At 37.5% G+C, this 22,667-nt stretch carries 19 protein-coding genes, 2 pseudogenes and 1 riboswitch; of the genes and pseudogenes, 17 read left to right on the forward strand and 4 right to left on the reverse strand.

Annotated features, from left to right (window positions below; translation table 11 throughout):
- Positions 1 to 8 precede the first annotated feature (8 nt).
- From GHC26_RS00980 to GHC26_RS01045, 14 genes are all read left to right on the forward strand, one after another.
- A complete protein-coding gene (locus tag GHC26_RS00980; protein ID WP_163969382.1) occupies positions 9 to 755 on the forward strand; it encodes a hypothetical protein in 747 nt (248 codons plus the stop codon).
- 699 nt (positions 756 to 1,454) lie between these two features.
- Entirely contained in the window at positions 1,455 to 2,573 is a 1,119-nt protein-coding gene (locus GHC26_RS00985) for a carbohydrate kinase (RefSeq protein WP_226376812.1), read from the forward strand.
- Entirely contained in the window at positions 2,570 to 3,481 is a 912-nt protein-coding gene (locus GHC26_RS00990; RefSeq protein WP_163969383.1) for a pseudouridine-5'-phosphate glycosidase, read from the forward strand. Before GHC26_RS00985 ends, GHC26_RS00990 begins: the two co-directional genes overlap by 4 nt.
- Before the next feature lie 267 nt (positions 3,482 to 3,748).
- Positions 3,749 to 4,444 (forward strand): YetF domain-containing protein, encoded by a 696-nt coding sequence (locus GHC26_RS00995; RefSeq protein ID WP_163969384.1) that lies wholly within the window; start codon positions 3,749 to 3,751, stop codon positions 4,442 to 4,444.
- Between the two features lie 540 nt (positions 4,445 to 4,984).
- Positions 4,985 to 5,770 (forward strand): ion transporter, encoded by a 786-nt coding sequence (locus GHC26_RS01000; RefSeq protein ID WP_163969385.1) that lies wholly within the window; start codon positions 4,985 to 4,987, stop codon positions 5,768 to 5,770.
- A gap of 48 nt (positions 5,771 to 5,818) precedes the next feature.
- Positions 5,819 to 6,202 (forward strand): PilZ domain-containing protein, encoded by a 384-nt coding sequence (locus GHC26_RS01005; RefSeq protein ID WP_163969386.1) that lies wholly within the window; start codon positions 5,819 to 5,821, stop codon positions 6,200 to 6,202.
- Positions 6,203 to 6,900: 698 nt separating this feature from the next.
- Positions 6,901 to 7,872, forward strand: a complete 972-nt coding sequence (locus tag GHC26_RS01010; protein WP_163969387.1) for a PfkB family carbohydrate kinase — start codon at positions 6,901 to 6,903, stop codon at positions 7,870 to 7,872.
- 683 nt (positions 7,873 to 8,555) lie between these two features.
- Complete coding sequence (gene rlmN, locus GHC26_RS01015; RefSeq protein WP_163969388.1) at positions 8,556 to 9,620, forward strand: 23S rRNA (adenine(2503)-C(2))-methyltransferase RlmN; 1,065 nt, start codon at positions 8,556 to 8,558, stop codon at positions 9,618 to 9,620.
- A gap of 312 nt (positions 9,621 to 9,932) precedes the next feature.
- Positions 9,933 to 11,972, forward strand: a complete 2,040-nt coding sequence (locus GHC26_RS01020; RefSeq protein ID WP_163969389.1) for a catalase — start codon at positions 9,933 to 9,935, stop codon at positions 11,970 to 11,972.
- A gap of 621 nt (positions 11,973 to 12,593) precedes the next feature.
- Positions 12,594 to 13,253, forward strand: coding sequence for a DUF421 domain-containing protein (locus GHC26_RS01025; protein WP_163969390.1), 660 nt, complete (start codon positions 12,594 to 12,596; stop codon positions 13,251 to 13,253).
- A 362-nt stretch (positions 13,254 to 13,615) separates the two neighbouring features.
- Positions 13,616 to 13,810: riboswitch (cobalamin riboswitch) on the forward strand.
- Between the two features lie 113 nt (positions 13,811 to 13,923).
- Complete coding sequence (locus GHC26_RS01030) at positions 13,924 to 16,149, forward strand: ribonucleoside-diphosphate reductase subunit alpha (protein ID WP_163969760.1); 2,226 nt, start codon at positions 13,924 to 13,926, stop codon at positions 16,147 to 16,149.
- On the forward strand, positions 16,146 to 16,580 hold the full coding sequence (locus GHC26_RS01035) for a flavodoxin (protein ID WP_163969391.1): 435 nt from the start codon (positions 16,146 to 16,148) through the stop codon (positions 16,578 to 16,580). The genes GHC26_RS01030 and GHC26_RS01035 overlap by 4 nt, the downstream gene beginning before the upstream one ends.
- The gene (locus GHC26_RS01040; protein WP_163969392.1) at positions 16,561 to 17,604 is read left to right on the forward strand and encodes a ribonucleotide-diphosphate reductase subunit beta; all 1,044 of its coding nucleotides are present in this window, start codon (positions 16,561 to 16,563) and stop codon (positions 17,602 to 17,604) included. Before GHC26_RS01035 ends, GHC26_RS01040 begins: the two co-directional genes overlap by 20 nt.
- A 526-nt stretch (positions 17,605 to 18,130) precedes the next feature.
- Positions 18,131 to 18,355, forward strand: coding sequence for a type II toxin-antitoxin system VapC family toxin (locus GHC26_RS01045; RefSeq protein WP_163969761.1), 225 nt, complete (start codon positions 18,131 to 18,133; stop codon positions 18,353 to 18,355).
- Positions 18,356 to 18,955: 600 nt separating this feature from the next.
- Here the strand turns inward: GHC26_RS01045 and GHC26_RS01050 are convergent.
- Positions 18,956 to 19,492, reverse strand: coding sequence for a flavodoxin family protein (locus tag GHC26_RS01050; RefSeq protein WP_163969393.1), 537 nt, complete (start codon positions 19,490 to 19,492; stop codon positions 18,956 to 18,958).
- A 193-nt stretch (positions 19,493 to 19,685) separates the two neighbouring features.
- On the opposite strand from GHC26_RS01050, the gene GHC26_RS01055 reads away from it, so the two are divergent.
- Complete coding sequence (locus GHC26_RS01055; protein ID WP_163969215.1) at positions 19,686 to 19,823, forward strand: hypothetical protein; 138 nt, start codon at positions 19,686 to 19,688, stop codon at positions 19,821 to 19,823.
- A 386-nt stretch (positions 19,824 to 20,209) separates the two neighbouring features.
- Here the strand turns inward: GHC26_RS01055 and GHC26_RS01060 are convergent, their stop codons facing one another.
- Together GHC26_RS01060 and GHC26_RS01065 are read right to left on the reverse strand one after the other, a co-directional pair.
- The gene (locus tag GHC26_RS01060; protein WP_318936948.1) at positions 20,210 to 20,893 is read right to left on the reverse strand and encodes an ABC transporter permease; all 684 of its coding nucleotides are present in this window, start codon (positions 20,891 to 20,893) and stop codon (positions 20,210 to 20,212) included.
- Positions 20,894 to 20,932: 39 nt separating this feature from the next.
- A pseudogene (locus tag GHC26_RS01065) lies at positions 20,933 to 21,105 on the reverse strand (IS1380 family transposase); the annotation flags it as partial.
- Between the two features lie 244 nt (positions 21,106 to 21,349).
- Between GHC26_RS01065 and GHC26_RS01070 the strand changes: the two are divergent.
- Together GHC26_RS01070 and GHC26_RS01075 are read left to right on the forward strand one after the other, a co-directional pair.
- Complete coding sequence (locus GHC26_RS01070) at positions 21,350 to 21,529, forward strand: hypothetical protein (protein WP_163969394.1); 180 nt, start codon at positions 21,350 to 21,352, stop codon at positions 21,527 to 21,529.
- A 145-nt stretch (positions 21,530 to 21,674) separates the two neighbouring features.
- Positions 21,675 to 22,280: a hypothetical protein gene (locus GHC26_RS01075; RefSeq protein ID WP_163969395.1), complete on the forward strand. Its 606-nt coding sequence runs from the start codon at positions 21,675 to 21,677 to the stop codon at positions 22,278 to 22,280.
- Between the two features lie 105 nt (positions 22,281 to 22,385).
- Here the strand turns inward: GHC26_RS01075 and GHC26_RS15815 are convergent.
- Positions 22,386 to 22,658: pseudogene (locus GHC26_RS15815) on the reverse strand (IS3 family transposase); the annotation flags it as partial.
- Positions 22,659 to 22,667: the final 9 nt, after the last annotated feature.

Below are 22,667 nucleotides of genomic sequence, written 5' to 3' on the forward strand. Positions count from 1 at the left end.
AAACGTATATGAAAAATTATATGACATTAGTAATTGCGCTATTTATGACACTAGGCTACACTGCTAGTTCTCCAGTTTTGGCACACTTTGATAATGAACAGATTATACAGACAGCAGAAGAAAAAAATGACAAGAAGAAAGAGGAAAATAGCATTTACCGTAATGAAATTTTCCTGAAATATCAAGCAACAGAGCTTGGCATTGATACAGATGACAAAGATGTAGACACCCTTGCAAAAGAAATTCGACGAGCAAAAATGGAGGAAGCTGCTAAAAAACTCGGTATTGATCCTGAGGGAAAAGATCCAAAAGAATTAGGTAAAGAAATGCACCAAGCAATTGTGTTACAAAAAGCAGAAGAATTGGGAATTGAAACAGAGGAAAAAGATCCTAAGACCCTTGCTAAAGAAGTACAAAAAAGGATTCTAAATGAGAAAGCAGAAGAGCTAGGAATTGAAACAAAAGGAAAAGATTTGAAGCAATTAAAAAAAGACGTGATGAAGGAAATGATCCAATTAGAAGCAGATAAGGTTGGAGTTGAGACAGAAGGGAAAGATTATAAAGAGATCATGGAAGAGATTCATGTCCATAAATTATTTTTGTCTGCTGAACAGTTAGGAATTGATACAAAAGATAAAGAGGCTCAACAAATTTTAGAAGAGATTATTATACACCATGCTGAAAAAGCAAAAGAACTAAAGCTTTTTCCATTTGAAGAAGAGAAGGGAAATTTACACAAATCCTTTTTGCATTAAGTTGTTTTCCAAAAGATTGTAGTATAAATCCGATGCTCGTCAGTGCAAAAATGACTATGAAGATATGTTGAAAGTGAATCAAGGGTGCATGTCAGTGCATGCACAATTTATTTTCCAATAAGAGACTGCTGAAAATCTTGCTTGATTGCCCAAATCGAGTATTTAACGATGCATCATATATAAGATACAACGTTAAAAAATAACAAAGATCCTCACATTAAATTGTAATCCCCGAGAAAATCGGGGGTTTTTTATCTTCCAGGAAATTATAAAAAACAGATCTGTGGTTAACTGAGTAATAGGAACAGCCACGTCCAGCTCCAGCGCCTACCCCCTCGAGGTCATAAGTCGATCCACATTACGCGCAAAAAGCGCCACGTGGAGGCTTGGCTTATGCTTGGCAGATAAGAAAACTTTCTTACTGCATAAGTGCAACTAAGGCTTTTCGCCATAAAGACTTGGCGACAAGCCAAGTTTTCTAATCGGGGGTAATTAAGGCGCTTCTAGCTTTTGTTCCAAGATAAGGATGTATAAAATGTTGGCTAAAATTTTAATGTCCCAAGTATAAGAAAAACGAACACATTCGCTAAAGGACGAACGAATGCTAGTTTTTCTAATTGACGTTATTCTAATTTAACGATATTATATAAACAATAGTTTATATTTTAAACAATAGTTTGTTGAAGGGTGGTGAATGTTGTGCAAGACAACTTTAATATGTTATCAGCAAAAGAGAAACAACTTTTTGAATATATTAAACAGGATCCTTACATCACCCAAAAGGAATTAGCCGAAAAGGTAGGCCTCTCCCGACCATCGATAGCTAATTTAATCTCAGGGTTGATGAAGAAGGGATTTATACGTGGGAAAGCTTATATTGTAAATGAAAATGAGCAAGTAGTATGTATTGGTGGTGCAAATGTCGACCGTAAATTTTATGGGAAAGAGCCCATTCAACTTGGTACTTCAAATCCAGTTCACGTAACCCAAAGTATTGGTGGTGTTGCTCGAAATATAGCGGAAAATTTAGGACGTTTTGGCTTAGATGTATCCCTTCTCACAGCAAGCGGGAATGATAGTGATTGGCAATTTATAAAGGAAGCATCTGCACACTATATGAATCTCGATCATAGTACTCAACTCCCTGATGCGAGAACAGGTTCCTATACGGCTGTATTAGATAGAACTGGTGAATTAATCGTTGCATTGGCAGACATGGATGTGTACGAATCGATTACACCATCATTTGTAAAACAACAAATGCATGTACTACATCATGCAAGATGTATTATGGCTGATTTAAATTGTCCAAAAGAAACATTAGAATTTCTTTCTCAATACGGGAAAAATAAAGAAGTAGCCGTTTTTCTTGTGGCAGTGTCTGCACCGAAAATGAAACGCATACCAGAAGACCTACAAGGTATCACATGGTTAATTATGAATCATGAGGAAGCAGAAACATACCTTGGTGTAACAATTGAAACAGAAGAAACCTGGCACCAAGCACTAGACAAGCTATTAGCATTAGGTGCCAAAAACGCTGTTATCACGAATGGGAAACATGGGGTCATGATTGGCAATGAGTCTGAGGGGATTCATCATATAAAAGCTGTAGATCCTGGTGACATTGTGGATGTAACTGGAGCAGGAGATGCATTTAGTGCAGCAGTATTGTATGCATGGCTAGAAGGGTATGAGCTTCGTGAGATTGGAAAAGCTGGTGTCCTTAATGCTTCCAAAACCCTAAAATCCGCATACACGGTAAGACAAGACTTATCCCCAACACAATTTCAAAAAGACATGGAGGAATCAACATGAAAGAGTATATAGCATTATCACAGGAAGTTCAGGAAGCACAAAAGGCTAATAAACCGATCGTAGCACTAGAATCAACCATAATTTCACATGGAATGCCATATCCACAGAATGTAAAAACCGCACGAGAAGTGGAAAACATCATTCGAGAAAATGGAGCAACACCAGCAACCATTGCTATTTTAGATGGGAAAATTAAAGTTGGCTTAACGGATGACGAATTGGAGGAACTGGGAAATAGCGATAATGTAGCGAAAGTATCTCGCCGTGATTTACCTTATTTAGTCGCAACGAAACAAAAGGGTGCGACAACGGTTGCGGCAACGATGATTTGTGCAGATTTAGCAGGAATTTCTATTTTTGCAACAGGTGGTATTGGTGGTGTTCATCGTGGTGCAGAAACAACGATGGATATTTCAGCTGACTTAGAAGAACTGGCGAAAACGAATGTCGCTGTTGTCTGTGCTGGTGCAAAATCGATTCTTGATTTGGGCTTAACAATGGAATATCTAGAAACTAAAGGTGTACCAGTTATTGGCTATCAGACGGATGTTTTACCAGCATTTTACACACGTACAAGTGAGTTTCCAGTTAATTTCCGAGCAGATGACACTGCGACTATCGCTAAAACATTAAAAACAAAATGGGATTTGCAACTAGCAGGTGGTGCTGTTGTGGCAAACCCAATCCCTGAAGCCCACGCAATGCCAGAGGATAAAATAACCGCTGTTATTGAAACAGCATTGTCTGAAGCAAAGGAAAAGAATATTTCTGGTAAAGAAGTAACCCCATTTTTATTAGCAAAAGTTAAAGAACTAACAGATGGTAAGAGTTTGGATGCTAACATTGCATTAGTGAAATATAATGCAGAAGTAGGTGCTAAATTGGCTGTGAAATTAGCAGCATTGTAGAAATTCGGATAGGCTATTTTCACGGGACACTAGGCGACAAAGGAGGCGCTGTGACAACAATAAACGAGAGTTTGAACAGATGTCGAACTTGTACCAAAGTGGTGAAAGCGAAGTATATTTCTGGAACGGTAGTAAAATGATACAATGTTATGCCGCAGTTTATATAAAATCCGATGGGGAGAAAGCAGCAAAGTATGCGATAAAGCCTTTGGATAAAAAAAGCTCCTATACAAATACTAAGCAAAAATAGTATAGGAGTGTTATATTATGTCAGTCACTGAGATTATAATCCGTATTCTTATATCATTCTTCGTATTACTGCTGATGACTCGTATTATGGGGCGCAAAGAAGTACGACAGCTTACATTTTTTAATTTTGTATCAGGAATAGCGATCGGTTCAATCGCAGCCACCCTAGCAACAAATCAAAGTCTAAGTATTTGGCAAGGTATCATGGCACTTGTTTTTTGGGCATTGTTAACCGTTATTATGGGATTTATTGATATAAAAGCTGGTACAAACATAAGAACCTTATTAAATGGTGAGCCTGCCACTCTCATCAAACAGGGTAAATTAATGGATAAAGAACTACGGAGATTACGGCTTGATGTAAACGATTTACGCGCACTATTAAGACAAAAAAGTATCTTCTCTATTAATGATGTGAACTATGCCATTATGGAGACAGACGGCAATATTTCCGTATTGAAAAAAGATCCTAAGAAGACAGTCACAAAAAGTGATATGCGATTACAGAAGGTGAAAACAGATGTTTATCCAATACCAACCATCATTATAAATGATGGGGAGATCATCGAACAGAATTTAGCTGACTTAAACTTAAGTAAAGAATGGGTTACAGAACAATTAGAACAGGCTGGGATTCCATCACTTTCATCAGTCTTTTATGCGGAATTGCAAACAGATGGCACCCTTTATATTGATCAGCGAGAAGATCTTTAAAATCCTACAACAATCCTTTAATAAAAACCTTTTGAAAATCACGGCATTTCAGCCGTGATTTTTTTACACGTTAGGAAAGTAGAAATTTTTAGCTAAGAAGAAGACTCGACGTGGCTAAAATTTTAATGTCCCAAGTATAAGAAAAACTCGCATTCGCTAAGGACGAGCGAATGCGAGTTTTTCTAAAAAGGTAAGAAAGTTATAAAAAATTGGCCTCATTACTGTCTTATATAGGAAAGGCCACGTCCAGCTTCGAGCGATTGATGTCCTAGTGCCGATGAAGCAACAGGACGTTCCGTTTTCATCGGCCAGCGCCTACCCCCTCGAGGTCATAAGATAATCCTCTTTGTGGCAAAAAACGCCACGTCGAGGCTTGGCTTATGCTTGGCAGATAAGAAAATACTTACTGCATAAGTGCAACTAAGGCTTTCGCCACTTGGCGAAAAGCCTAGTTTTCTAATCGGGGGTGATCAAGGCATCGAGAAGTGACAGGTTTAGAAGAAACTATTAAAATAATGAGAGAGGAGGAGTAACGGTTACATGAAACAACTTAAACATACATGTGCAAGAATAGCGCAACACTCTCTTTTTACATCAATTATCATCGGTTTAATTATTGTAAATGCCATTTTAGTGGGATTGGAAACATATCCAGCCATCCTAGAAAAATATGCTACATGGATGTATCGCATTGATCGTTTCCTACTTTGGACTTTTACGATTGAAATAGTTATTCGGTTGATTGGGAGTAAGTCGATCGGAGCCTTTTTCCGAGAACCATGGAATGTATTTGACTTTATTATTGTCGCGAGTGGTCACCTCTTAGTAGGATCGTATTATGTGACAGTGTTACGTATTTTACGAGTACTTCGTGTGCTCCGTGCGGTATCCATCATTCCATCATTACGGAAAATGGTCAATGCATTACTACTTACCATTCCATCTATGGGAACTATAATGTTGCTTCTAGGAATATTTTTCTATATTTATGCGGTCATTGGTACGATGTTGTATCAGGACATTGCACCTGAATACTTTGGAACATTACATAGTTCGTTACTGACCCTTTTCCAAGTGATTACATTGGAATCATGGGCTAGTGGTGTCATGCGACCAATCCTAGTAGCAGATCCATCTTCATGGTGGTATTTTGTAACGTTTATTGTGATTGGTGCATTTGTCATTATTAACCTATTTGTCGGGGTTGTGGTGAATAATGTGGAAGAAGCTTCAAGAGAAGAAACACCATCACCAACAGATATTAAATTAGACGAGGTACAACAAGAGTTAAAGGAACTTAAGAAAATGCTAGAGGATCGTTCATAACATTTAGGTGATAAAAAAAGGTAATCAGTGCTTTAGGGGGATAAGTATATGCGATCAAAACGAGAAGAAGCATTTCGTTATACATTTGGCAGGCCATTACCAGCCTTTTTTAAAATTACAAAAATCGATGATGATCTTGTCACCACAGCGGAGGGTAATGCAGAAATCATTGATATTAGTCCAAGTGGATTAAAAATCCATTCTCAGTTGACGATACCTGATACAGACCAAAAAACAATTGAAATATCGATTCGTTTTACACTTAATGATGAGGAACTAAACTATCATGGCATTATCGTATGGAAAGATAGGCTAAACCATTATGGAATTGATTTGCTAACAGATGAAGAAGAACAGCAAAATCTAATAGAACAATTAAAGATATATTCCAAGAACGAATTGAAAAAGGGAAAGGTCGATAAGAGTATGTAGTTACTTACCGTGGAGGAAACGATAAATCGTATAACGAATAGCATAAAATTTTGCAGTGTATTTTCCACCTATTTTAGCATTTGAATTAACATATAAAAAAAGCTTGGATAGAAATAACATCCTATCGAAATGTTTTTTGAATCTCATAAAATACAAGATAACTTGGCATCCGCAAATCTTTTAATGGCGAATGTCTTAATTGCACTTGCGACCCAATCGGTTGATTCACTCACAATATAGGAAGCAATCAGCCGAGACAATGTATGAAGAAGTGATGGTCAAAGTTTAATGTCTAGGGATAAATGAAGGAAGAGGCGAGCCAAAGCATGTAATCACTATTTAATAACTGAAACGCTATTATAAAGTCAAACTTCAATCAGTGGGGTTCGACCTGGAAGGACGTGCTAGTTTTATGTCGGCTTGCCAGTTACATGAGGGATAAGCAACTCCCCTTAAAAAGTGTACTCCCTTTCTAGGGGGAGTTTAGTGGTTAATAAGAAAAGTTTATCGGGCAATTGCATAGTATAATAGAAGACACGTAACTTGTAAGCTATTTTTACACGTTAGGGGTATAAAATTTTGGCTAAGAAGTGGGCTCGATGTTGCTAAAATTTTAATGTCACAAGTATTAGAAAAACTAACACATTCGCTAAAGGACTAGCGAATGCGAGTTTTTCTAAGAGAATAGGAGGAATCTGATGGCGAAACAAGGCGTAATTTCATTAGGTGAAGCACTGATTAACTTCTTACCACTTGGTGAAGGGGAGAATAGGTGGCAGCAAAGTCCAGGTGGTGCTGTAGCTAATGTTGCAGCAGGTGTAGCTAAATTAGGTCTCCCCTCCACATTTATAGGGAAAGTAGGAAATGATACATTTGGTAAATATTTAGATCAAACATTAACTTCTTATAATGTTGATACAACGTACATGCAATGGACAACAGATGCACCAACTGGAATTATGTTTATCCAGAATGATAAAGGAACACAGCAATCTATTTCGCTTAACCATCATCTCTATGCTGATCAATTTGTCGTAACAGATGAAAAAACAGCTCCTCTCTTTACAACGCATAAAATCTTTCACTTCAGTTCTCGTTCCATGATACAACCCTCTTGCAGACAAACAACATATTCCGCCATTAATCAAGCAAAACAACAAAATATGCTTCTTTCATTTGCACCAAATTTATGTACGGCATTATGGGATAGTCATGAAAAGGCATGTGAAACTGTAAGCTCGGTTTTGTTTGATGTTGATGTATTAGTGGTTACAAAAGAAGAAGTCTTTCAGTTGTCTGGTGCATCTGCCGTAACTTCTGGTATTGACTTTTTACAAAAGGAATACCAAATTCCATTTATAGTGGTTGACTTAGAAAAGGGAGGGTATTTGGTTGCTATAGAAAATGAGTATACAACTATTGCGCCAATCCATGTGAAGGCAATTGACTCTACAAGTGCGAATGATGCATTTGTTGCAGCAGTGCTCTATCAACTCCATGAAATTCCAAAGGTTATTACATCCCTAACAATTGGAGAGGCTAGTCATATTACAAGATTTGCATCATTTGCAAGTGTCTTATCAGCTTCATCAAAAGGTGCGATGACCTCACTACCGAGTATAGAACGAGTAAAAAAGTATATGGATGGTACTGAATTTCCTGTAAGTTAATACGTTAGATAGCAATTTTAGAACATTTTAGAAGGCTGTTTAGACTGTTGCTTTACCAAACAATAGTCTTAATGCATAGTTGATGTAAATTGCTACGTAAATTGCGTCGTTGATTTCCGCTTCGGACAGTCGCTTTCACCACAGGCATAAGTGCGACATCTGTTCAAACTTTACGTTTTCATAGTGTCTACTTTACCGCAGGCACGGCCTCAGCCTCCTCGGAAGAAGACCACTTCCTGCTCAGGTCTAGACACGTGCTGTTCCTGCAGGAGTCGACTGTCCTACACTCCAATCAACTATCGTATAACCACAATACTGAATAGATAATATTGATCATATCAGTGGAGGAAATACGCGGAGACTCCTGCGGGAAAAATGGCCTAGATGAGAACCAGCAGAGCGAAAGCTCGAGGAGGCTCAACAGCCACCCGCCGAAAGCGAAGTGTATTTCCAGAACGGATAAACACTCTATACATCGCCTTAACTTACGTCGCATTCTATAAAAGATATGACGTTAAAAATAACAAAGAATGCGAAAAGTGCCTTTTAGAAAAATACGTTTATGAAAATAGTCATGACAATATTACCCATTCTCACCATGACAAACCATTTGATTAACTGTAGCACATGCAGTAAGATAGAACGTGGAAAACTACGAATGTTTTTTGAAATGAGGGTACAAAATGCATAAACAATCCATTTATGGACTAACATATGAGCAATTAACGGAATGGTTGATGGATCATGGTCAAAAACGCTTCCGTGCTGATCAGGTATGGAATTGGTTGTATAAAAAGCGAATTAATCATTTTTCAGATATGAAAAACCTTAATAAAGAGACGATTGAGCTATTAGATGAAAACTTTGTCTTAGATACGCTACAAGAAGAAATCAAACAAGAATCTAAAGATGGTACGATTAAATTTTTATTTAGATTAGCTGATGGAAATCTAATTGAAACGGTACTAATGCGTTTTAATTATGGTTTATCTGTTTGTGTTACAACACAAGTGGGCTGTAATATCGGCTGTACGTTTTGTGCAAGTGGATTATTGAAAAAAAGCCGTGATTTAGATAGCGGAGAGATTGTTGAGCAAATCATGAACGTACAAAAACATCTAGATCAACAAGGAAAAGACGAACGTGTCAGCCATATAGTTGTCATGGGAATTGGAGAGCCATTTGACAACTTTAATAACCTAGTTGACTTTATCGAAGTTGTAAATCATGATGCTGGTTTAAATATTGGTGCAAGACATATAACCGTGTCAACAAGTGGCTTGGCTCATAAAATCTATGAGTTCGCTGATACAGGACTACAAGTGAATTTAGCAATTTCCTTACACGCACCAAATAATGAGTTACGAACATCGATCATGAAAATCAATAAAGCATTTCCAATCGAAAAACTGATGAAGTCAGTTGACTACTATTTAGAAAAGGTAAATAGACGAATCACCTATGAGTATATTATGTTGAAAGATGTCAATGACCACAAAGAAGAGGCATTACAACTTGTCAAATTATTGAAGGACAAACGCCATTTAACCTATGTTAATTTAATTCCTTATAACTCTGTAGATGAGCATAATCAATATCAACGTAGTGATACGGCAACTATTCAACAGTTCTTTGAAACGTTGAAGGAAAATGGAATTAACTGTGGCGTACGTTGGGAAAATGGAGCAGATATCGATGCAGCATGTGGTCAACTGCGTAGTAAGCAAATTAAGAAAAAAACAGGTTAATATTAGATTATCTACTAGCCTACAAGGATTTTAACTGCAAAGACTGTCGAGAAGAATTCGGCAGTCTTTTTTACACGTTAGGAAAGTATAAAATTTTAGCTAAGAAGTGGATTCGACGTTGCCAAATTTTTAATGTCCCAAGTATAAGAAAAACTATCACATTCGCTAAAGGACGAGCGAATGCGAGTTTTTCTAATCGTTGGATTCGCTTCAAGGATTTTTTGCCTCCTCTCTTTTGGGAATCAATCTCATGTTTTGGGAGCTTTTGGACAAACTAAACTAGTACATGTAAAAAGGGAGGCGTACGTTGTCATGAGTGAAGATCAGCGTAATCAAAAGCAGGAACAGCTGGATCAATATCGAGTAGACGATTCTGGTAAAAAAATGACGACCAATCAAGGTCTCAGAGTGTCAGAGGATGAATTTTCGCTAAAGGCAGGAGAACGAGGACCAACATTAATGGAGGACTTTCATTTTCGCGAAAAAATGACACACTTTGACCATGAGCGGATACCAGAACGGGTCGTCCATGCGCGTGGTTCGGCAGCACATGGTGAATTTGAAGTATATGAATCCATGAAAAAATATACGAAGGCAAAATTCCTACAGGAGCCAGGTAAAAAAACACCTGTCTTTGTTCGCTTCTCGACGGTAGTCGGATCGCGTGGTTCAGCAGATACTGTACGAGATGTCCGCGGCTTTTCAACGAAATTTTATACCGAAGAAGGCAATTACGATTTAGTTGCGAACAATATGCCGGTCTTTTTTATACAGGATGCGATAAAATTTCCAGATGTTGTGCATGCTCTCAAACCAGAACCACATAACGGAATTCCACAGGCAACTGGTGCACATGATACATTTTGGGATTTTGTTGCCAATAATCAGGAATCTGCCCATAACGTGATGTGGCTAATGTCAGACCGTGCAGTACCGAGAAGCTATCGGATGATGCAAGGGTTTGGGATTAATACATTCCGATTTGTGAATGATGCAGGGGACTCCCACTTTGTTAAATTTCATTGGATTCCAAAGCTTGGCGTACATTCACTTGTTTGGGATGAAGCACAAAAAATCGCTGGAAATGACCCAGACTATAATCGTCGTGATCTGTATGAGTCAATCGAAAAAGGGGATTATCCGGAATATGAACTTGGTGTGCAAGTCATTCCGGAAAAGGATGAATTTGCGTTTGACTTTGACATATTGGATCCAACGAAGATTTGGCCAGAAGAAGATGTTCCTGTTCAAATTGTTGGAAAAATGACGTTAAATAAAAATATTGATAACTTTTTCTCGGAAACAGAGCAGGTTGCCTTTCACCCAGGTCATGTGGTGCCAGGCATTGATTTTACAAATGACCCACTGCTGCAAGGACGTTTGTTTTCCTATACCGATACACAATTAATTCGACTTGGTGGTCCGAACTTCCACGAAATTCCAATTAATCGTCCGGTTTGTCCATTCCATAATAATCAGCGGGGTGGTTATCACCGACAAACGATTAATGAAGGAAAGGTAAGCTATCATAATAATTCCATTGGAGCAAACACCCCTACACCAGCCATGAAGGAAGATGGTGGCTATACCCATTACCAGGAGAAAGTGGATGGCAAAAAGGTTCGCGCACGCAGCCAAAGCTTTAAGGATCATTTTTCCCAAGCAAAACTATTTTGGAATAGTATGACGGGTCCGGAGAAGATGCATATTAAACAAGCTTTTGCATTTGAAGTTGGTAAGGTGAAGAATAAATCTGTGCAACAGCAGGTAGTGGATATGTTTGCCAATGTGGATGTGGAACTCGCCACATCGATCGCAAAAGATGTTGGAGCAAACCCGCCAGCCAAGGGGGGATCCCCTGTAACAAAGGCTTCTCCTGCACTTAGTCAGATGAATACGTTTAAAGTGCCAGCCACTCGTAAAGTAGGTGTTCTCGTCAACAATGGATTTGATGGTGCTACTACTCAAGCTACATTAGATGCACTGAAAGCCTATGGCATCCATCCTATGATTATTAGTGAAAAACTCGGAACTGTTACTGGAGCAGACGGAACCTCCATCATGGTAGATGATACGTTTACCACAACAGACTCTGTTTTATATGATGCCATTTACGTAGTGGGCGGCAATGTGGGAAGCAAAGTTTTCCATAAAAATGCAAGCCAATTTACAACAGATGCCTTTAATCACTATAAACCAATCGGAGCCACAGCTGATGGCAAGATGCTACTAGATGAATTAAATATGACAGGTGCAGTAGGTGTATTTGTACAAGAGAATGATAAAACATTTGTCGAACAGTTCACCCAAGCCATTGGGGAGCACCGACACTGGAACCGGGATGTCATGTAAGTGGAGTGAGGCCTTTCCTAAAAAAGTGGGAAAGACTTTTGGCACGTTAGGAAAGTATAAAATTTTAGCTACGAGTCGACGTGGCTAAAATTTTAATGTCCTAAGTATAAGAAAAACTAAACACATTCGCTAAAGGGCGAGCGAATGCGAGTTTTTCTAAAAAGGTAAGAAAGTATAAAAAGTTGGCCTCATTACTGTCTTATATAGGAAAGGCCACGTCCAGCTCCAGTGCCTACCCCTCGAAGTCATAAGACAATCCACATTACGCGCAAAAACGCCACGACGAGGCTTGGCTTATGCTTGGCAGATAAGAAAAACTTTCTTACTGCATAAGTGCAACTAAGGCTTTCGCCACTTTGCGACAAGCTAAGTTTTCTCATCGGGGGTGATCAAGGCGCTTCTAGCTTTTGTTCTAAGCTTGTTTGTTATTTGAACGGAATAGATGCGATGCTCGGTGAAGAAGCGAGTAGAAAATTAGGAGGAAAGTGAATCGAGTCAATGCAAACAAGTAAGAAAACCCACAAAAAGGTTACAAAGCACGCCTATTTTTGTAGGTTAATTGTATAATTTGACGATATGCCTTTAAACTATTGATAGGACATAAGAAAGGCTTGATAACTAATGGATTTGACTTGGATTTGGAAAGCAGTCGTAGTCGTAATAGGTGGTACATTTTTATTGCGATTTGCTGGCAGGAAGTCAATCGCACAAATGACTTTAGCACAAACGGTCATTATGATCGCGATTGGATCCTTGCTCATCCAGCCAGTTGCTGGTGATAACATATGGCGAACATTAGGTGCTGGAGCAGTTCTTGTACTGACATTAATATTTTTGGAGTTTGTTCAAGTTAAGGGAGATCCTTTTGAAAAGTTGATTACTGGCAAATCAAAGGTACTAATCGAAAATGGTACGATCAATGAGAAAAATTTAAAGAAACTCCGGTTAACCGTTGATCAGCTGGAAATGACATTACGACAACAAAATGTACAGCGAATAGATGATGTGAAGTATGCTACTCTAGAACCAAATGGTCAAGTAGGCTATATTTTAAAAGAAGAAGCGCAAACTGTTACAAAAAAAGATCTTCAATTATTACGCAATGACCTGCAGGAAACAATCAACCAGCTTGTCAATGTACAAATGAGTCAAAATCAGCCGCAACAGCAACAATATAGTGCATTAAATAATCAGCCAGTGCCAACAATGAATCAAGATAATATGTTCAAAGAAGTAGAAAATAATGAACATCAGCAGCCTCCACCAGAACGGCTCCAATAAGGTGGGGGTTTTTATGTGAAAGGGGGTTACTTGGATGTTTCTAATGACCAGAATGAGCAGGAAAACCATGGCGAAATGACATTAGGACGCCTCTAATGATGGGAATGACTTTGGAAACTTTGGCAAGTGACAGGAGGACGGTCTAATGACGGGAGTGATATGTAAAACCCTGGCAAACTGACATTAGAAGTCCTCTAATGTCAGGAATGAGCTAAAAACCAAGGCAAAAGTGACAATAGATGCTTTTGTTCCTGATAGATGGATATCAATTGTATGTTTTATATAATAGATTGCATTCCTGTAATTAGTATGATAGCATTTTACATGCAATATATTGATTGAAAACAATAACAGCATACTATATGTGGTTTCGCAAGTTTGGTGACATGCTATATGTCTTAAAAGGGAATCCAGTGAAAGTCTGGAACTGTCCCCGCAACTGTAAGTGTGGACGAACGAGATATCCACTGTATCGAAAACTTAACGGTGTCGATATGGGAAGGACTCAAGTAGGTAGAAGCACAAGTCAGGAGACCTGCCAATATTTGCAGTTTCATTTCTCCGGGGTAAGGGAAGGTGAGACGGTAGGGATATTCTAGGACTTTTCTACCGTTCATCCGTGGGGTGAGCGGTTTTTGTATTACAGAAAGAGGAGGGACTAACGATGTCAATGACTACACTAGATCTAGTGGATAAGCAAGCGATTTTTTCCATAATCGATAAAGCATCTAAAGGTCTAAACATCGATACAGAAGCAGTCAAGCAAAAAGCACTTAAAGGAATAACAGACCAGAATAATGTTTATGAAAGGTTATCTAAACTCGCGTTGGAAAATATTGATGAATCAGATCCTAACTGGACATATGTCGCTAGTCGTATTTATTTACAAGATCTATATAATAAAGCAGCAAAAAACAGAAACTATAAATCTAGTATTCAGTACGGTAGTTTCTATCATCTTATTCGAACCTTAACCGAGAAAGGGGTTTATGCATCAAGTTTACTCGCTAAGTATTCGAAAGGTGAAATTGATTATTTCGAGCAACAAATTGAACCAAATCGGGATTTGCTCTTTACTTATTTAGGGCTATATAGTTTAGCTACAAGGTATTTGGCGACAGACTTCGAAAAAAATACATATGAACTTCCACAGGAGCGATGGATGGTTATTGCGATGTACCTCATGCAAGATGAGCCTTTAATAAAACGAAATGAACTCGTTATCGAAGCTTATTGGGCCTTGAGCAATCTTTATATGACAGTTGCAACTCCAACACTAACAAACGCTGGAAAATCACATGGACAATTATCCAGCTGCTTTATTGATACCGTTGATGATAGTTTACAATCGATTTATGACAGTAACACAGACATTGCGAACCTTTCCAAAAATGGTGGTGGCATTGGGGTTTACATGGGGAAAATCAGAAGTAGAGGTAGTTCCATCAAAGGTTACAAGGGGATGTCTAGTGGAGTAGTGCCTTGGATTAAGCAACTAAATAACACAGCAGTGAATGTCGATCAATTAGGTACGAGAAAAGGTGCAATCGCCATTTACTTGGATGTTTGGCATAAAGATATCGAAGCATTCCTTGATTTGAAATTAAATAATGGCGATGACCGCCTGCGTGCACATGATATTTTCACAGGGGTATGTTTACCAGATTATTTTATGGAGCAAGTAGACAAGCGGGGCGACTGGTATTTATTTGACCCACATGAAGTTCAAGAAGTAATGGGATACTCGCTCGAGGAATTTTATGATGAGGAAAAAGGGAATGGATCTTGGCGTAAGCGTTATGAAGAATGTATTCAATCCGACAAATTAACGAAAAAGCGAGTGCCAGCAATTGAAATTATGAAGCGGGTTATGAAGGCACAGCTGGAATCAGGTACACCATTTATGTTTTATCGTGATGAAGTGAACAGACAGAATAACAACGAGCATAATGGAATGATTTATTGTAGCAATTTGTGTACGGAAATAACGCAAAACCAATCACCAACCAAATTTATAGAAGAATATGTGGAACAAGATAATACAATTGTTAAGAAATATAAAGCTGGTGATTACGTAGTATGTAACTTAAGCTCTATTAATCTTGGAAAGGCAGTGCCTGACGAGGTGCTTGACCGTCTCATTAAAATACAAGTACGTATGCTTGATAATGTGATTGATATTAACACATTACCGATTAAACAAACAAAGCTAACCAATCAGAAATACCGAGCAATTGGATTAGGTACATTTGGTTGGCACCACCTACTTGCATTGAAAAAAATAAAGTGGGAATCGGATGAAGCGGTTCGCTATGCCGATGAGTTATATGAAAAAATTGCCTATTTAACGATCAAGAACAGCATGGAATTGAGTAAGGAAAAAGGAAGCTATCCATGTTTTACAGGAAGCAAGTGGCATACAGGAACTTATTTTACGGATAAAGGATATACAGATGAAAAATGGCTTACATTGAAAAACGATGTCATGAAGTATGGTGTGCGAAATGGGTATTTAATGGCGGTTGCACCAAATTCATCAACATCTATGATTGCAGGTTCCACTGCTAGTATCGATCCAATCTTTAAAACCTTTTATAATGAAGAAAAAAAGGATTTTAAAATACCAACAACAGCACCAGATTTAAATCATGAAACATATGATGTGTACCGCAGATCGGCATATATCGTTGATCAAAGGTGGTCTGTGAAACAAAATGCTGCACGACAAAAACATATCGACCAAAGCATTTCCTTTAACTTTTACGTACCAAACACAATTAAAGCATCAGTATTACTTGATTTACACCTCCAAGCATGGCACCAAGGACTAAAAACGACCTACTATGTTCGATCAACTGCGAGTGATATTGAAGAATGTGAGTGGTGTGAAAGTTGACGGTTTTAATAGCCTACTTATCATATAGTGGCAATACAAAGGAAGTAGCAGAGCTTATTCAACAGCAGGTGGAGTCCAATGGCATAGCTGTTGAGATGCACCGAATTGGGATTGAACAGCCGATTAAAGCCGAAAAATATCAGTTTATTTTTCTTGGAACATTTACATGGGATAAAGGAAAAACACCAGATGAGGTGAAGGATTTCGTTTGGGAGGTAGGTTATAAGCCATCAAATATCGCCATTTTTGGAACAGGAGAGACACAATTCGGTGGGGATGCACTTTTTTGTAAGGCTGTCGATAAACTGGTTACATTTTACGGTAGTAGGTGGGACGGGTTAAAAATTGAACAGTCCCCACGTGGAAGTCAGGAACAATTAGTAGAAAATTGGGTGGAAAGGGTGTTACATGATGTCAACACGTATACTTGAGAAGGCAAAAACGTTGGAACCAGTACATCCTAATAAATCAACAGGTTTGTTCGGTGGGAAGTCAAGTGGCATCTTAAATTGGAACGATATTGCATATCCACACTGGTATAAAATATATAAGCGGCTGATCGGAAATTATTGGCAAGCAGATGAAGTAAATATGTCGAGTGATGTACGGCAATTTTCTTCTCTCACCGAGCCAGAGAAGGATGCGTATTTAAAAATAATTGGATTATTGTCTACATTGGATGCACCACAAACGAGAACAGCATTACTTTTATCATTATACGCAACAGATGCTTCGGTTCAATCGATTATGGCAGTTATTGCACAGCAGGAAGCAGTACATAATGAAAGTTATTCCTATGTTTTATCATCTGTCGTTTCACTTGATGAACAAAACGAGTCCTTTCAATTAGGACGAAAGGATCCAGTACTGTTAAAAAGAAATGAAAACTTGATTGAGCAATACAATGCTTTTGTGAACGAGCCATCGATGGAAAATATTTTAAAAACGATGGTGTATACTGCATTATTGGAAGGGATGTTTTTTTACTCAGGATTTGCATTTTTCTATCACTTGGCACGAAATAATAAGATGGTAGGGACATCCACGATGATTAGTTATATCAACCGTGATGAACTAGAACATGGCCGGTTTATCGCAGAATTGTTTCGGGCAACTTTAGCAGAAAATCCGTCATACAATACAAGTGATTTTGTTGAATGGGTTTATACACACTTTGAAAAATCTGTTGATCTTGAAATCGAATGGTCGACTTATGTGTTAGCAGACGTTCAAGGGATCGATTTAGATGAAATGGCTGGATATATTAAATATAGAGCGAACAAAATGTTGCGGATGATGGGATTAAACGAAATTTACCCAGACCACACGGGAAATCCGATGAAATGGATCCGTGCCTATGTCGATAATGTGGACGGTACAAAAACAGACTTTTTCGAGCAGAAATCCAGACAATATACAAAAACAAGTGATTTAAATGGGTTTGATGATTTGTAAGAAAAGAAACGATTGCCAACTATTTTTGTAATTGCAGGAGGTTGGCGTAGTATGAAAATAAAGTTATATACTTGATAAAAAGGTTCTATTTTTCGAAAAATAGTTGTACTACTAGATTGTTATTTTAGGAGTTTAAAAGGCAGTCATCCATAGGAAATGAGGTGACTGCCTTTTATTTTCCTTCACAAAGAGCAACCTTATAAGATCTCAAAAGAAACTCAGTATATAACATTTTTAATGATATTCTCAAAAGTGCAAACCCAGTATACAACTTTCTTATGGTTTAATTTTCTATTAGTCTGTTTAAGTAATTTTTTATTTAAAGGGTATTTTTCATGTGGTATTTCTTCAATCTGTTTAAACAAATCCCATTTTGATCCCGCCATGTCTTTATCTTCTTCTTTCATATTCATTATATAGAACATCTTCCCAATGTTTATGCATCCTATTTTAATACAGAATTTCCAAAAAATATAATTGCTTTAAAATTTCTCCTCTTGTTATAAGTGAATGTGTTTTTGTATTAATGGGAAAACAGTTTCGAGCAAAGAAAGAAACAATTAAAAAAGCACTGATTTCCTTTATTAACATACCAGGAGTTGTTGCAGAGGAAAAGAACGTGATAGAAGAAACATTATATAATTATTCCAGCAAAGGAATTGATTTTACAGATGCTTATATAGCTGCACATGCCCGTTCCATAAAGCCTCCACATATTATTACGGAGAATATTAAGGATTTAAAGGGTTAGATGTTTTGGCAGAAGTACTTCCTGATATGAATGACTGAAGTTGATTAGATTGGCTACAACGATATTATCCGTTTAAAACTAGCGAATAGGCGTTAGTGGAATAGTAGTTATAGAGCTTGGAGAACTTCCCCAAGCCCGTTTTTTACACGTTAGGAAAGTATAACATTTTAGCTAAGAAGAAGACTCGACGTTGCTAAAATCTTAATGTCCCAAGTATAAGAAAAACGAACACATTCGCTAAAGGACGAGCGAATGCGAGTTTTTCTAACAAGGTAAGAAAGTATAAAAAGTTGGCCTCATTACTGTCTTATATAGGAAAGGCCACGTCCAGCTTCGAGCAATTGACGTCCTAGTGCCGATAGAAATAAGGACGTCCGAGTTTTCATCGGCCAGCGCCTACCCCCCTCGAGGTCATAAGTCAATCCACATTACGCGCAAAAAGCGCCACGTCGAGCTTGGCTTATGCTTGGCAGATAAGAAACAAAACGTTCTTACTGCATAAGTGCAACTAAGGCTTTCCCACTTGGCGATAAGCCAAGTTTTCTAATCGGGGGTGCTCAAGGTGCTTGCGCTTTTGTTCCGTGTATTCTGGTAAACTTCCTACAACCCCTTCAATAACAAACCTGCTTCTGTCAATGCTTTTTCATTTTGTTTAATGTCCCCTGGCCTTGATGCCTTTCCAATCACATAACCTTCAAATGACATTCCAAAGAACTGACAAATATATTCAAATTGCTGAATGAGCGGAAGCCCCTTAATATGTGGTTTATCCCCGCCTACTGCAATAACATAAACTTTTTTATCCTTTAAAGCGCCCCTAAAATGTGCATAATTCGGATCCTTCATAACTTGCGACCAACGATCAATAAACGTTTTCATTACACCAGACATGCTATACCAGTAAATTGGTGTGGAGAACACATACACATCATGTTCAAGCATTTTATCAATTAGTTTTGTATGATCATCAACAACCTCTTTAAATCCATCTGGTGCATGTCGTTCATCCACAATTGGCTTAATGTCATGTTCCTTCAAATAGATATGGGTACCTTTCTCCTTTGGGACCGCTTGGTATGTTAAGTATTCTGTATTTCCATTGTCACGAGTAGATCCATGAAAAACGGCTATGTTCATATTTCTCCTCCTTATATGTGGTGTTAGGTAAAGTTTACCATAAACGGGGCAGTCATTCAGATGTGAAATAATACTTTTTAAACTGTTCCTCACTGTAGCATATTAATGAAAACCAATAATCATGTAAAATGAAACAAAATTGTGTAGCATATCGTAATAAGAGTCAACAGATAAGACCGGGAGGAGAATGGTATTGAGCAGAAAACGAAAGAAGCAAAAAGAAGGGAAATGGGATTGGGTTTTAGACATTATATTTACTGTCCCAGAGTTAATTATCGCTTTCATTCGAATTATCATTAGAGGAATTCTTTCGGTGATACGGAGTTGGTGATAAATAAAAAGGCTCTTTTGCATTCTAAGTAGTTCAGTTAACATGGAGAAACACATGAAATAGAAGACAGGCAAATTTTAAACGCATGGATGTATATAACTACCCATGCGTTTTTGTATGTTATTTTTATTGTTATTTAAGTTACTATTTACAATGTAACTTCCTATATTATTTAACATTTTCTCCACAAAAACTGGACTACTTATTCGCATTCTTTGTTGTTTTTTTAACGTCGCATCTTTTATATAATGCGCAGTAGTTTTATCTATAAAAACCGCTACGGAAACAATCTATCAACCATGTATTAAGATTTATACTTAAAAAAGCAATAATCTCTTAGAAAAAGCCAATAAAAAAGTGGAGCACAGCACATGCTCCACTTTTTCTTAAGCTCGAAGCCACATCCAAATTTCCCCAGGAGTAGCATTCTTCCCGTACATTAATATACCAACTTGAAAGATTTTCCCTGCTAGTTTCATAAAGATCCACACACTGACGACTAAAATAGCAATGGCAATGATAATCTCGATCCAAGGCCATTCTTCTAAAAGAGCTAGTCGAAGCAGTAAAACCCCTGGTGAGGTGAATGGAATATAGGTACCGATCTGAGCCATCAAACCACTTGGATCACTGACAACAGGACCGATAAAGATAAATGGTAAAAATGGCAGCATCATGACTAAGCCTTGGAAGTTCCCGGCTGTTGTCATATCTGTCATCGTTGCACCAATTCCGACGAAAATGGAAGCAAACAACAAATACCCTAAAATGGCAATGGCAATTAACAGGATGAGTTCCGGAACGAGTAAGTATTCGATAATTGGAAAGTCAATGCGCCATAATAATACCGGCAGTACAAGTGCGATGGAGACGATTGATTGAATAATTCCTAGCACAAAGTATCCAAAAATTTTACCTTGCATTAAATCAGCAGGTGTTAACGAAGATAGAATGATTTCGGCAATCTTATCTTTCTTTTCCTGAGAAGCACTTTGGAAAATCGCCATCCCGGTAAAGACGATCGACAGCATGATGAAGCCAGCAAATGCACCCGGGACAATACGCTCCAATAAACTGTCACTTAATCCACTGGCTCAACATTTAGAGCAATAACGCCTGTCGTCATTTAGCTCTAACTTGTGCCAGTGTTTGAGAGAAGCCAATTTTTTTCGTTGAATTCTCTAAATAAAAATTTACCTGTATCAGAGGAAAGAAAACCTTCATTATTAGCCAATTTAATCTGGCGATTGAAATCTAGTGTTATTTGCGGTGAGGTAGCCATTATAAGAACCATTTCTGTTGGTTATTTGTTGGTACTTTAACTGTAACAGAAATGGGTTCTTTTTTCATTTATTTGATGAATGGTTAATTTAGCTGGACTCCTTGTTGCATAGGGGCTAGTCAATTATCTAAGGATTTCTATGAATAATTCGGGTTTGTGTTATTGAAATTAATGAAAATATTGAAAATTCAAAAATTATATTGTATAATTAATCTGAAACTAATAATGGAAGGAGTTCAGTAACTTGCGAAAAATTTTCAAGAAAATTATTGTAGCTAGTTTGTGTTCAGTTCTTGCATTTTCTCTATTCCCTACAAATTTTACACAAGCAACAGGGAACGGACAATCTTGGGACACATTATTAGGTAATTCTGGTTCAGGAGGTAGTGTGGTAAGATATAATTCCGTGACAGGTGTTGTGTGAAAATTGTAATGGTGTTTATGACATAAGATATCCATTTTCATTTGGCATATATAATTCAAATAACTTTAGATTAAATTCTCATAGTGTTAATGTCACTTCAGTTAGTCAGGGTTTCGTCACTGGTGGTGCATCACTTTCCTATAACATGGAATCTTCTGGAACTGTAGTAAATGATTATACTTATAACGGTGTGCGTCTACAAGCTGGGCAAACTTATACTACTAATTGGAATAGGACTATCCCTTTAGGTTCATTAAATAGAGCTGCATCAGTAGGTATTATGACAATTTCTGGTTCAGGAAGCTCTTATGCCTGTGGGACTGAAGTTTGGCAAACATGGCACGTTGGTGCTAGAAGCCTTACAACTATTAATGATAGTCCAGTTAATGAAGTTTCAAATAATGTTTTAGCTAATAAAAAAGAAATCTTAGCTGTTTTAAGTAATGACTACCAAGAAGCTGCTGAACCTATGACTGCTGGCTCAACAATGGTAAGTCATTTTAGTGATATAGAAAATGGTAATCTAGTAATTGTTACTCAACAGGAAGATCCTATTCAAGTAAATAACGTAGAGGAAGAAGATTTCGTTTCTAAAAAAGATGAGAAATTCCATTATGAATACGCTTCTTTTAATAATTATAGTGAACAAGAATTGTCAATTATTAAATATAAGAAGGATGACATTTATACCTCTATCGTTTCCATTTTAAGTGAACAAGAAATTGTTGACATAGCTAAAGAAACCTATTAACAACTTAAAACATCTTGTTCCCAACTTTTGTTAGGAGCAAGATGTATATTTGTTTTCGACTATTAGTATGTTTAATTATATTATGGTGTGTAAAATTAATTTATTTTACATATAGGATATTTGGTATGTCAACACTAAACTAGACAATTTTTTAAGTTGTGAAAATTTATACTCAATCGGACTTAGATACCCAAGTGTTCCACGAATTCTGAAGTAATTAAACCAATTTACATAATCTTATATTTCTAATTTTAATTCTTCTAAACTATCAAAGTGACAGCCCTTTACAACCCCTGTTTTAATAATTTTAAAGGTTGCTTCAGCCACTGCGTTGTCATAGGGGCATCCTTTCATGGTTAATGAGCGTTTCATATCAAACGTATCGTA

This window comes from Oceanobacillus halotolerans, assembly GCF_010993955.1.
GTDB lineage: Bacteria > Bacillota > Bacilli > Bacillales > Amphibacillaceae > Oceanibacillus_A > Oceanibacillus_A halotolerans.

Coding starts and splice junctions, on each gene's coding strand:
- GHC26_RS01020 (WP_163969389.1), top strand. CDS start 9,933: ATGAGTGAAGATCAGCGTAATCAAAAGCAGGAACAGCTGGATCAATAT.
- GHC26_RS01025 (WP_163969390.1), top strand. CDS start 12,594: ATGGATTTGACTTGGATTTGGAAAGCAGTCGTAGTCGTAATAGGTGGT.
- GHC26_RS01075 (WP_163969395.1), top strand. CDS start 21,675: ATGGAATCTTCTGGAACTGTAGTAAATGATTATACTTATAACGGTGTG.
- GHC26_RS01005 (WP_163969386.1), top strand. CDS start 5,819: ATGCGATCAAAACGAGAAGAAGCATTTCGTTATACATTTGGCAGGCCA.
- GHC26_RS01010 (WP_163969387.1), top strand. CDS start 6,901: ATGGCGAAACAAGGCGTAATTTCATTAGGTGAAGCACTGATTAACTTC.
- GHC26_RS01030 (WP_163969760.1), top strand. CDS start 13,924: ATGACTACACTAGATCTAGTGGATAAGCAAGCGATTTTTTCCATAATC.
- rlmN (WP_163969388.1), top strand. CDS start 8,556: ATGCATAAACAATCCATTTATGGACTAACATATGAGCAATTAACGGAA.
- GHC26_RS00980 (WP_163969382.1), top strand. CDS start 9: ATGAAAAATTATATGACATTAGTAATTGCGCTATTTATGACACTAGGC.
- GHC26_RS00990 (WP_163969383.1), top strand. CDS start 2,570: ATGAAAGAGTATATAGCATTATCACAGGAAGTTCAGGAAGCACAAAAG.
- GHC26_RS00995 (WP_163969384.1), top strand. CDS start 3,749: ATGTCAGTCACTGAGATTATAATCCGTATTCTTATATCATTCTTCGTA.
- GHC26_RS01000 (WP_163969385.1), top strand. CDS start 4,985: ATGAAACAACTTAAACATACATGTGCAAGAATAGCGCAACACTCTCTT.
- GHC26_RS01050 (WP_163969393.1), bottom strand. CDS start 19,492: ATGAACATAGCCGTTTTTCATGGATCTACTCGTGACAATGGAAATACA.
- GHC26_RS01045 (WP_163969761.1), top strand. CDS start 18,131: ATGGGAAAACAGTTTCGAGCAAAGAAAGAAACAATTAAAAAAGCACTG.
- GHC26_RS01040 (WP_163969392.1), top strand. CDS start 16,561: ATGTCAACACGTATACTTGAGAAGGCAAAAACGTTGGAACCAGTACAT.